The sequence below is a fragment of the Acidimicrobiales bacterium genome, from assembly GCA_040219085.1.
Lineage (GTDB): Bacteria > Actinomycetota > Acidimicrobiia > Acidimicrobiales > JAVJTC01 > JAVJTC01.
In genome coordinates, this window is record JAVJTC010000036.1 from 1 (window position 1) to 11,831 (window position 11,831).

Annotated in this window: 7 protein-coding genes; 1 reads left to right on the forward strand and 6 read right to left on the reverse strand. The window is 69.6% G+C overall.

Annotation, left to right across the window (positions count from 1 at the left end):
* The 6 genes from RIE08_15615 to RIE08_15640 all read right to left on the reverse strand — a co-directional run.
* Positions 1-1,783, reverse strand: a 1,783-nt coding sequence (locus RIE08_15615) for a molybdopterin-dependent oxidoreductase (GenBank protein ID MEQ8719037.1), incomplete at its 3' end; no start/stop codon positions are given.
* A 76-nt stretch (positions 1,784-1,859) separates the two neighbouring features.
* Positions 1,860-3,377 carry a 4Fe-4S dicluster domain-containing protein gene (locus RIE08_15620; GenBank protein MEQ8719038.1) on the reverse strand — a complete coding sequence of 506 codons (1,518 nt, stop codon included), beginning with the start codon at positions 3,375-3,377 and terminating at the stop codon, positions 1,860-1,862.
* On the reverse strand, positions 3,374-4,792 hold the full coding sequence (locus RIE08_15625; GenBank protein ID MEQ8719039.1) for an MBL fold metallo-hydrolase: 1,419 nt from the start codon (positions 4,790-4,792) through the stop codon (positions 3,374-3,376). Before RIE08_15625 ends, RIE08_15620 begins: the two co-directional genes overlap by 4 nt.
* Positions 4,793-4,868: 76 nt before the next feature.
* Positions 4,869-5,141 carry a hypothetical protein gene (locus RIE08_15630; GenBank protein ID MEQ8719040.1) on the reverse strand — a complete coding sequence of 91 codons (273 nt, stop codon included), beginning with the start codon at positions 5,139-5,141 and terminating at the stop codon, positions 4,869-4,871.
* Positions 5,138-5,959 carry a TSUP family transporter gene (locus RIE08_15635; protein MEQ8719041.1) on the reverse strand — a complete coding sequence of 274 codons (822 nt, stop codon included), beginning with the start codon at positions 5,957-5,959 and terminating at the stop codon, positions 5,138-5,140. Before RIE08_15635 ends, RIE08_15630 begins: the two co-directional genes overlap by 4 nt.
* A gap of 1 nt (position 5,960) precedes the next feature.
* Positions 5,961-6,734: a GntR family transcriptional regulator gene (locus RIE08_15640; protein MEQ8719042.1), complete on the reverse strand. Its 774-nt coding sequence runs from the start codon at positions 6,732-6,734 to the stop codon at positions 5,961-5,963.
* Positions 6,735-7,045: 311 nt separating this feature from the next.
* Between RIE08_15640 and RIE08_15645 the strand changes: the two genes are divergently transcribed.
* Positions 7,046-11,831, forward strand: a 4,786-nt coding sequence (locus tag RIE08_15645; GenBank protein MEQ8719043.1) for a beta-ketoacyl synthase N-terminal-like domain-containing protein, incomplete at its 3' end; no start/stop codon positions are given.

An 11,831-nucleotide genomic window follows, 5' to 3' on the forward strand; every position in this document is an offset into this window, starting at 1 on the left:
CCGCCTCGGCGGCTTCGGGCAGACCGGGGATCGAGTTCTCGAACATCAGCGAGTAGTACTCGTCGATGCTGATGGGCCGAGTCGGATCCCCGGGTGACTCGAACCACTTCCGGATGCCCAGTGCGCCGTCGGGGTCGATCCGCCACGACAGGTCGATCCAGAACTCGTTCTCCTCCCACACCTCGCCGGGGTTGGTCTCGTGGGTCCGCTCGGTGACGCGCCCGTGCTGTTCGGCGTAGCGGCGCATGACCGGTTGGCGGAAACCGATCCAGCGTCCGGCGTGGGTCTCGTAGGACGCGACGTCGTGGCGCTCCGCTGAGAGACCCATCGGCAGGACGTAGTCCGCGAACCACGCGGTCTCCGACCAGGTGGGGGTGAGCGCCACGTGGCAGCCCACGAGGTCCGTGTCGGTGAGGACGTCGACCCAGCTGAAGCCGTCGGGGTTCGTCCAGACAGGGTTGTAGACCCGGCTGAAGTAGGTGTCGATCCGGCCGCGTCCCTGCTTGAGGAAGTACGGCAGGAGGATGGACATCTCGTGGTGGGCGAGCGGGTACTCGATCGGCCAGGTCAGGTCGTTCCAGCGGCCCTGAGGCTCGGGGTTGAGTGGGTGGTGGGGGATGAACTTGTCCCAGCCGTTGGGGCTCGTCCCGCCCTTCGTGCCCACCGAGCCGGTCAGGACCACGAGCAGCTGTAGGCACCGCGACGTCTGCCAGCCGCCGAGGTTGCCCGCCGCTGAGGCCCGCCAGTTGTGGGAGGCGAACCGGCCCAGGCGGTCCCCGACGGCTTCGGCCACCTCGATGATCGACTGCTCGGGCATCCCGCACACGCGGGCGGCCTCGGCGGGGGTGTAGTCGGCGTAGAGATCGAGAAACGCCTGCTCGACGTTCTCGAAGACGGGCTCGAGGTCCGGGCGGGTGGTCTCCAGCCAGGTCTCCCAGTTCACCCAGCGACGGAAGAACTCCCGGTCCCAGGTGCCGTTCACGACGAGCAGCCGGGCGATGGCCAACAGCATGAACGCCTCGGTACCCGGCCACGGTGAAAGCCACCAGTCGGCCACGGAGGCGGTGTTCGACAGCCGCGGGTCGACGCAGACGATCTTCGCGCCGCGCTTGCGGCCCTCGAGGATCCGCTGCGCATGTGGGTTGAAATAGTGCCCGGCCTCGAGGTGCGACGAGATCAGGAAGATCATGTCGGCGTTGGCGTAGTCCGCGGATGGGCGGTCGAAGCCCATCCACGACGCGTACCCGACGCGCGCTCCCGACGAGCAGATGTTGGTGTGGCTGTTGTGGGCGTCGACGCCCCACGCGTGCAGGACGCGCTCCATGTAGCTGTCGTCACCCGGTCGCCCGACGTGGTACATGATCTCGTCGTGGCGTCCCTCGGTGAACGCCGTGTTGAGCCGGCCGCCGATCTCGGCGAGGGCGGTCTCCCACGAGATCGGTTCCCACTGCCCGCCGCCACGTTCGCCGACGCGCTTCATCGGGTGCAGGATCCGTTCGGGGTCCTGCACCTGGTTGAGAGTGGCCGGGCCCTTCGCGCAGTTGCGTCCCCGGCTGGCGGGATGCAGGGGGTTGCCTTCGAACTTGGTGATCTCGCCGCTGTCGTTGTCGACGTAGGCGAGCAGTCCGCAGTTTGCCTCGCAGTTGAAACAGGTGGTCGGTACGAGCGAGTAGTCGCGTTCGACCCGGTCGGGCCAGGCCTTTGCGTCGAGCTCGGTCCAACGACCCCACTTCTCGAACGGCGGGTAGTTCGACAGGCCCTCGTTCGGCTCGGTGGTCGTCACGGTCGGGTCCTTCCGGGTCGGTTCCGGTGTCGGGCGGCGGATCTCGGTGCCGGGCGGTTCACGGCTCTGGACGGGGTCACGAGAGCGGGACCGACTGGCCGGCACGGATGAAGGCGTCCTCGTATGCGGCCATTCCGACGACGGCGGCGATGCCGGCGATCGCGGGCAGCGTCGGCCCGTCCACCTCGGCTGCGAGGGCGATGCCGGTGAGCACGGCGGGCGCGATCATCCCGATCCCGACGCCGCCCACCCAGAACTGTCCGGCCCAGCGGCCCTTCGTCATCGCCGCCGTCGCGAGTTCGACGTGGCGCGACCCGTGCGAGGTGATCTCCATCAGCGTGAGGGCTAGCGAGCCGAGCAGGCCGCCGAGCAGTGCCCAGCGCACCGCCGTCGGTTCGGGAACGGCGGCGAACCAGTCGGTCACGGCGAACACCGCGCCCCCGGCCGTGACGGCCTGGGCCAGCAGGATCGGCAACAGCAGTGGTGTCTGCCACAGGTCTCGCCCCTCGCACTGCGCGAAGAGGAACGCCGTATAGCCGGCTGTGGCTGCGGCGAGCAGCGCTGCGGGGACGGCGACACCTTCGATCAGCCCGGGCGAGTCGGTCACGCCGCCGATGAACCAGAGTCCGGTGACGGCTGCGAACGCTCCCAGGATCCACGCCCCGCGCACGAGCCAGCTCTGCGTGTTCGATCTGGTGAGGATGTAGAGGAAGCGCCGGGGTTGTTTGAGGTCGGCGACGAGAAGGAACCCGGTCAGGGCGGTGAAGGCGCCCGCGACCACCGCCGGGCTGACGCCGACGGCGCCCTGTACGTCGGCGTGACCGAGCAGGACGAGCAGCGCGGCGACGAGGATCGCACCCGCGGCGACGGCCTTGGTGACGAGGTAGGCCGAGACCATCTCGCGCCACGGAACGGGGTGGGCTGTCGTGTAGGTGGTGGTTGCGACGACGCCGTCGTCGCGGACGGGGACGGTCGGGTGGTCCGGTGTCGTGTCGGCCCAGATCATCCCGTCGTCCGCGATGGCGGTGCGGGTCGGGTCGAGAGCTGCCTGGTCGGCACCGCGGTAGTAGACCTTCGGCTTGGTGTTCTGCTCGGGTGAGCGAACGGCCACGTCGTCACGGGCGACGATCCGCGAGATCGACGAGCCGGGGTCGTCGAGGTCGCCGACGACGATGGCCTGGGTGGGACAGACCACCACACATGACGGCTCGAGGCCGACGTCGATGCGGTGGTTGCAGAAATTGCACTTGTGGGCGGTGTGGGTCTCGGGGTTGATGTAGATCGCGTCGTACGGGCAGGCATTCATGCACGCCTTGCAGCCGATGCAGTTGGTGTCGTCGAAGTCGACGACGCCGTTGTCGGCGCGGAACAGCGCCGAGGTGGGACAGATCGTCATGCACGGCGCGTCGTCGCAGTGGTTGCAGCGCATGACGGTGAAGTGGCGTCGGGCGTCGGGGTAGGCGCCGGTCTCGATGTACTTGACCCAGGTCCGGTTCACGCCGAGAGGCACGTCGTGTTCGGACTTGCACGCCACGGTGCAGGCGTGGCAGCCGATGCAGCTGTCGGCGTCGAGGAGGAAGCCGAGGCGGGTCACGAGGCCCCCGCCGTCTCGGGTCGGGTCGACTCCCAGGCGGCGAAACCGCCGAGCAGGTCCGACACGTCGGCGAATCCGGCCGCTGCGAGGCGCGAGGCGGCGATGGACGACCGGTAGCCGCCGGCGCAGTAGACGACCGTCGGCTTGGCCGCGTCCAGCTCGGCGATGCGCTTGTTGAGTTCGGGCAGCGGGATCATCAGCGCTCCTTCGATTCTGCCGTCGGCGGTCTCGCCCGGCTGGCGGACGTCGACGACGACGAGATCGTCGAGGCGGTCGAGGGCCGCCCGCAGTTCCGGGGCCGAGACCCGCGAGGAACGCACGACGTCGTCGGGGTGGGCGGTCATGACCCCCACCGGGTCGGGCAGATAGCCGTTCACGTTGTCGACGCCGATGCGCGCGAGGCGGATCTTCGCCTCGAGTTCCGTGCCGGGTTCTGCGAACAGGATGATCGCTCCACCCGGCTGGATCACACCTCCGGCGTACTCGGCGTAGCGGCCGGTCAGGCCGACGTTGACGGCGCCGGCGAGGTGCCCGGTGGCGAACTCGTTGGGCTCGCGGGTGTCGAGGAGCACGGCGCCGCGCAGCTGGTGGTGGAGGAGCTCGCTGTACTCCAGGCCCGCAGGCGGAGCCGTCTCGTCGAGAATCTCGCGATCCTCGCGGTTGCGGGTTGCGTCGTAGGCGAAGTACGCGGGGGCGCTGGGTTGGCCCTCGGTCACCACCGCGATGAAGTCTTCGCGGGCCATCGGAGCGAGGGCGTAGTTGGAGGTGCGCTGGTCGCCGATCGTGGAGAACGTGTCGGTGGAGAGGTTCTTGCCGCATGCCGACCCGGCGCCGTGGGCCGGGTAGACCTTCGTCTCGTCGGGGAGCGTCAGCAACTTCGTGTGCAGCGAGTCGTAGAGACGTCCGGCGAGTTCGACCGCGGTGACTCCGACCGACGAGAGGAGGTCGGGTCTGCCCACGTCGCCGATGAAGAGCGTGTCACCGGTCAGCACGCCGTAGGGGGCCTCGGCGTCGGCATTCTCCCACACCACGATCGACATCGATTCGGGCGTGTGGCCAGGGGTGTGGCGGATCTCGAGGGAGACCTCACCCAGGCTGATCCGTTCACCGTCGTGCAGCGCCCGGGATGCGAACTCGGTCTCGGCGCCCGGGCCGTAGCCGATCGTGGCGCCGGTGGCCTCGGCCAACTCGAGGTGTCCCGACAGGAAGTCCGCGTGGAAGTGGGTCTCGAGCACCCACTCGATCGTGAGGCCGTGCTCGGCCGCCGATTCGAGGTAGACGCCTATGTCGCGCCGGGGATCGACCACCGCCGCGCGGCCGGTGGTCTCGTCACCGATGACGTAGGACGCCTGGGAGAGGCAGTCCAGGTAGTGCTGCTCGAAGATCATCCCCCGGCCCCCGACTCGACGTGTCAAACCCGTATGACCAAATGTACGCACATTTAGGGTGCCGGGCAAGGGGTCCGGTGCGGTCCGTCCGGGACCTGCCCCCTCAGCGCAGGGATGCGATGATCGCGCCGAGTCCGACGATGGTGAGCAGTCCGAGTCCCACGAGCACGAACCGCCTGTCGCCTTCGGACCACCACCACAGGACCAGACCCATCACCCGCAGCAGCGGTGCGGCGACCAGCAGGACCACCACGGCGACGCCCAGTCCGTGACCTCCCGGGTCCGGTACGGCCATGGCCAGCACCGCCAGTACGAACGCCGCCACCGTGGCGCCCTGGAGTCCCGTCGCCATCCGGGTGTCGCGGGTGCCGTTCATGCGCCTGCCACCAGGGCGACGGCGACCGCGATGAGCACGACGCTGAGGACCCGACGCACGACGGGCGGCGACAACTGCGCCTGGAGGGCTGCGCCGAGCCAGCCTCCGGCGAGGCTGCCGGCGATGACAGCCACCCCCGCGTCGACGTCGATCCGGCCCTGGATGGCGAAGACCACGATGGCCGCGCCAGAGGTGACCCCGATGGTGAACGTCGTCGTCGCGGCGGCGACCTTGACGGGCACGTGCATGATCTCCGAGGTCGCCGGTGTCTTGATGAACCCGCCGCTCGTGCCGGCGAGTCCCGCGACGAGTCCGGAGACGGTCATCGCGGCGAGGCCCAGCGGGAGCCGGCGTACCGAGTACGGAGCGACGCCGGCCCCGACGGGGTAAGCCGCGTCGAGGGTGCCCGTGCGCTCGCCCACGTGGTCGGTACCCAGCCCGGGCACCGGGGGGTTGCGGATCCCCTTGCGCCGCCCTCCCGCGACCGCGGCCGCGGCAGCGGTCGCGGCGAGGATGTAGGTGAGCACCGTGTCGGAGAACGCGCCGGACACCACCGCACCGGTGATGGCTCCGGCGGTGGCGGCCGTCTCGGTCGTGACGCCGAGGCGGTGGTTGACGGCGCGTTCACGGACCTGCCGTGACGTCGCCGCGAGGGACCCCGCGGCGACCGACAGCAGGCCGAGCGGCGCGGCGGCGGCGGCGGGCGTGTCGGTGAGGACGAGCACCGGGACCAGCAGCACGGCCCCGCCGAGGCCACCGAGAGCGCCGAGGGCAGCGGTACAGGCGGCCGCGAGGACGAGGAGGGGGGTCGACAACACGTCAGTCGTTGCGGGATTCGGTCAGCTGGAGGCGCAGGTCCGTCTCGGCTGCGAGGGTCCAGTCGGCCACGAGGCGGAAGCGGTCGCCCCTGATGAGGGTGACCCGCGTCTCGATGGGCCTCCCCGCGTGGCGCCCGAGCCGTTCGAGGCGGAACACGACGCCGTCGGCGGGCAGACCGAGATGGGACCGGTCCGCCGCTGTGGGGAGTTCGGGGATGATCCGCTCAGAGCCGGAGTCGGGCCGGTAGCCCACCAGCCGCTCGAGTTCCTGGTACAGCCCCGTGTGGGTGAGGTCGGCGTCGAGGAGTGGGCGGGCGATGTCCGCAGGAAGCCAGGCACGGTCCAATGCGAGGGGGCGGGCGTCGGCGTAGCGGATCCGCACGATGTGAACCAGATCGTCGTCGTCGTCGAGTCCGAGGCGGTCCGCAGCGTCGGCGTCGGTCGTCACCTCGAGGGTGAGGACCTCGCTCGTCTGGTCCATGCCGGCCTTCTCGATCTCGGAGTAGAGGCTGTAGAGAGCACCGAGAGACTGCTCGATCTCGGCGCGGTTGACCACCGTGACGCGGCCGCGCTCACGGCGGAGGACACCGCTCTTGTTGAGGTGCCGCACGGCCTCGCGTGCCGTGTGTCGACTGATGTCGTACTCGTCGCAGAGCTGGGCGTCGGTGGGGAACTGTTCGTCGAACTCGCCGCCCGCCAGGCGTTGGCGCAGATCCGACTCCAGTTGAGCCCACAGCGGCATGGGGCTGTTGCGGTCGAGGGGGACGGCGGTCACGGCTTCCTCCGAGGTCGAGGCGACGCTACCAGATGTTCGGACATCCGGTCACGCGGGTCGGTCTCGGGCGAGGACGTCACGGCAGATCGATGTCGGCAACCCGGCCCAGGTGAGGCGGGCCGGCGGTAGCCTTGAAGCCACCCAACCAGTGGCGGTCGAGTGCCGGTCGGTCAGCGGCCGCGGGATCCCCGACATTCCCGCCGGTCGGACTGTCCAGCGATCCGACGTTAATGTGAGGGTCGATCATGTCGATCACGTGACAGAGCCGCGCGGTGCCACAGGCATCCGAAGGTGGCCGCACGCATCCGAAGATGACCGAGGAGAGCGACAAGCCGGTGACGAGTGCCTTCGCACCCCGATTGACCGAACCCGGGGCCTCCCCGGACTGGGAGATCATGGTCGTCGCGCCCCGACACGCCTCTGCCGACGCCGCCGGACTCACCGAAGTCCTTCATGCGGGGGGACTCGCGATCGTCGATCTCGGGTGGGACGGTGCCGCCGTGCCGGCAGGCCTCGATGCCGTGTTGACTCATGACCGCGGCGGGCTGCGAGTCGACGCGATGCACGCCGGGCTCGACCCGAGCGGTCTCCCGGAAGTCGGCGTACTGGTGGTGGCGGGGGACCCCGACGAGGTCGATTCGTGGCGTCCGGTGGCGCGGCGGCTGATCGCCGAGGTCACCGACGTCGCCGGGGCCCGCAGGGCCGCCAAGGCTGGAGCCGACGGCGTCGTCGTCCGTGCCAACGAGGCGGGCGGTCGGGTTTCCACATCGGGCGCGTTCCTGCTCCTCCAGCAGATGGCGGATTTCGAGCTTCCGTTCTGGGTGGCGGGCGCCACCGGAGTGGATGCCGCCGGTGCACACCGACTGGCGCAGGCCGCGGGCGTCGTGCTCGCCGAAGAGCTGTGGGGATTGTGGCCGGGCCCCGGTGACGAGCGACTCGCGCGTCTCGTGGCGGCGGCCGATGGAACCGAGACCAGGTTGGTGGACCGTCGCGAGGGCTCCTTGCGTATCTCGGGGATCCACGCCCGCGCCGACCACACCCGGCTGGAGCTCGCCGATACCGGGGAATTCGCCGCCATGCTGCGCGGCGAGGGCATGGCTGAACCACCGGTGGCGCTCGGGCAGGGGGTCGCGTTCGCGGGGCCCCTCGCCGCCCGCTACGGCTCGCTGACGTCGACGCTTCACGCATACAGAGAGGTCTCTCTCGACGGCGTCGCCGAGGCCGCCCGTTCCGCCGTGTTCGGTGTCGGCTCCCGGCTCGCAATCGAACACGGCACTCGCTATCCGATCGTTCAGGGGCCGATGACGCGGGTCAGCGACGTCGCCGCATTCGCCAGTGAGGTCGCCACCACCGGCGCACTGCCCTTCGTGGCTCTGTCGCTCATGTCGGGCGAGGCGGCTTCAGAACTCATGGCCGAGACGGCAGAGATCGTCGGTGACCGGCCGTGGGGTGCCGGAATGCTCGGCTTCGCCCCGTCCGAACTGAGATCAGCGCAGATCGAGGCCGTCCTCGCCGCCGAGCCCGACTTCGCGATCATCGCGGGTGGACGGCCGGCCCAGGCCCGGGAGCTCGAGGAGCACGGCATCCGCACGTATCTGCACGTTCCCTCGCCGGGTCTGCTCACGACCTTCCTGGCGGAGGGGGCGCGGCGCTTCATCTTCGAAGGCCGCGAGTGCGGTGGGCACATCGGCCCGAGGGCGAGTCTGGCGCTGTGGCAACAGATGGTCGACGTCATCGTCGACGCGGATCTGTCGGATCCCGAGGCCCTCTGTGTTCTCCTCGCCGGCGGGATCCACGACGCCCGTTCGTCAGCGATGGCCCAGGCTGTGGTCGCGCCTCTCATGCGGCGCGGTGTCGCCGTCGGAGCGCTGATGGGAACGGGATACATGTTCACCCCCGAGGCCGTAGCCGCCGGGGCCATCACCGAGGATTTCCAGGCCCGCGCGCTCGAATGTGAGTCGACCTCGCTGCTCACGACGGCACCTGGTCACCAGACGCGTTGTGCCACCACCCCCTACGCGGAGGAGTTCGACGGCCGTCGCCGCGCCATGCTCGCCGCGGGTCGCGACGGCAAGGAGATCTGGGCGGAGCTGGAGGTGCTGAACACCGGCCGACTCCGGATCGCATCCAAGGGGCTCCGCCGCTCCTCTGACGTGGGCGACGCCGCGGCCGGCGGCATCGAGGGCCTCGCGGCCGACCTCGGGTCGTTCGACGAAGAGGTCGTGGTCGAGATCACGAACCGGGGCGGGCTCGTCGAGGTGGACCCCGAGACCCGTCGCCGTGAAGGTCTCTACATGCTCGGCGAAGTGGCCATGCTGCGCCACGACGTCCAACCGATGGCCGAGCTACATCGGAGCGTCGCCGAGGGGTCGATCACCGTGCTGCGTGCCGAGGCGACCGACCGTCGCCTCGACGCCGTTGCGCTCGTCGGCCTTTCGGCGAACTATCCGACCGCTCGGGACCTGAGGGAGTTCTGGTCCATGGTCGTCGAGGGTCGCTCGGCGGTCAGGGAGGTGACGCCGGACCGTTGGGACCCGGGGATCTTCTTCGCTCCCGACCGCCAGGGCGAACACACCGTCTATTCGAAGTGGGGATCGTTCCTCGATCCGCTGCGCTTCGACCCGATGGCCTACCGGATACCCCCGCGCGCCGCGGTGGATGCGAGCCCCGAACAGCTGTACGCGCTCGACGCGGCGTCGACCGCTCTGGACAGCGCGGAAGCCCGGGGGCTGGGTCTGTCGCGAGCGCGAACAGCGGTGCTCGTCGGCGCGGCGAGCTTCGGGGTGGGCGTCCAGTACTTCATCCGGCCCGTTCTGCAGGGCGTGAGTACCGAGGTCGTGAGCGCGGATCTGTCCGCCGAGGTCCTGCGTTCGCTGGACCCGCATCTGCCCCGGTGGTCCGAGGACGTGTTCCCCGGGATGCTGACCAATGTCATCGCGGGCCGGATCGCCAACCGCCTCGACCTTCATGGAGCGAACGCCACGGTGGACGCCGCCTGCGCGGCCTCCCTGGCGTCGATGGAGATGGCGGTCAACCAGTTGCGATCGGGGCGCGCCGACGCGGTGATCGCAGGTGGTATCGACTGCACCAACGCGATCGGGGGCTTCATCGCCTTCGCCCGGACCCACGCTCTGACACCGACGGGTGTGTCGCGTCCCTTCGACGCGACTGCGGACGGAATCGTCCTCGGCGAAGGTGTCGGCATGGTCGCCATGAAGCGGTTGACCGACGCCGTGCGGGACGGCAACGACATCGAGGCGGTCCTCCTCGGCATCGGTGCGTCGAGCGACGGCCAGAGCAAGAGCCTGACAGCGCCCTACCCGGCGGGGCAACGGATGGCCGTCGAACGGGCCTACGCCGACGCGTCGGTACGTCCTGACAGCGTCGCGCTCATCGAGGCCCACGGGACCGGGACGGCCGCGGGGGACAGCTCCGAGATCGAGTCGCTGGGACTCGTCTTCGGCATCGATCGCGGTGCAGGCACCGTCTCGCTGGGATCGGTGAAGTCCAACATCGGGCACGCCAAGACCGCCGCCGGCGTGGCCGGACTCACGAAGGTCGCTCTCTCGCTGCGCAACCGTCTTCTTCCGCCGACGATCAACGTCACCGAACCGAACGCCGCTCTCGCCGACACTCCCTTCGTCGTCCACAGCGGTCGTCGGCCCTGGATACGCACGCCCCGGCGTCCTGTCCGGCGTGGAGCCCAGAGCGCCTTCGGGTTCGGTGGAACGAACTTCCACGTGGTCCTCGAGGAGTACGACCACCCGGACCCGGCCAGGTTCCGCGACCTGGCACCGCGACCGGTCGAGTTGTTCACCTGGTCGGCGCCGAGCCGCGCCGATCTGCGCTCCCGTCTCGCCGACTTCGGGCGGGTTCTCGACGATCTCTGCGACGTCTCCCTCGCCCAGATCGCCCGATCGGTCAACGTCGACGACGTCGACGGACCTTCCGGGCTGGTCCGCCTCGGGATCGTCGCGAACAGCCACGAGGACCTCCGCGAGAAGGTCGAGGCGGCGTTCGCAGCGCTCGCGAGCGACGTGGCCGACCTGCCACGCAACCTCCACCTCGGCGAGGGCACCGGGGTGGGCGGCGAACAGGTCGCCTTCCTCTACCCCGGCCAGGGCGCGCAGTACCTCGGCATGTTCGGCGACCTGGCCACGTCGTTCCCGTTCGCTGTTCCCTGGATCGAAGCCGTCGACGCCGTCGTCGACGGGATCTCACCGTTGTCGATCTCCGACGCCGTCTATCCGCCCCCGTCGCTCGATCGCTCCGAGGTCCGCGACCAGCGACGTCGCCTCGACGACACCCGCATGGCCCAGCCCGCGATCGGGACCATGAACATCCTCGCGCACGAGATTCTCGGCGTCTTCGGCATCACGCCGGCGCGCGTCGCGGGGCACAGCTACGGTGAGATCGCTGCGTCGATCCTCGCAGGCTTCCTCACCCCGCACGACGGGATGCGATTCTCGGCCCGGCGGGGTCTCGCCGCGAACGTGGCGGCCGAACAGACGCCGGGCGGCATGGCGTCGGTGTCGGCCTCCGCCGAAATCGTGCAGGCCGCCCTCGACGACCTGGGTCGCGAGAATGTCTTCGTCGCCACGATGAACGCTCCGAACAACACCGTGATCGCCGGGGCCGAGGCCGAGCTCGTCGCCACCATCGACGATCTGAACGAGCGTGAGCTGACGACCCGGCGCGTTCCGGTGACCGCACCGTTCCACACGCCGCTCGTCTCGGTGACCATTGAGATGGCACAGACCGAGCTGGCTGATCTCGACTGTTTCGAGCTCGACCATCCGGTCTATTCGAACGAGACCGCGGAGCCCATGGATCCGTCACCGGAGGCCGTCCGCGAGACCATCGCCCATATGACCTGCGCCCCGGTGAGGTTCGTGGACATCGTCGAGAACATGCACCGCGACGGTGCACGGGTGTTCATCGAGGCAGGCCCCAACCGGATCCTGACCAACCTGGTGGGTCGCATCCTGGCGGACGTCGATCACGTCGCGCTCAACGTCGACGACAAGACGAAGTCGGCCTTCATCCCGTTCGCCGACCTTCTGGCATCGCTCCATGCCCTCGGCCTGGCGAGCCTCG

What these genes read in the sequence shown, in the direction of transcription:
- RIE08_15630 (MEQ8719040.1), bottom strand. Translation starts at nt 5,141, where the DNA reads ATGAACGGCACCCGCGACACCCGGATGGCGACGGGACTCCAGGGCGCC.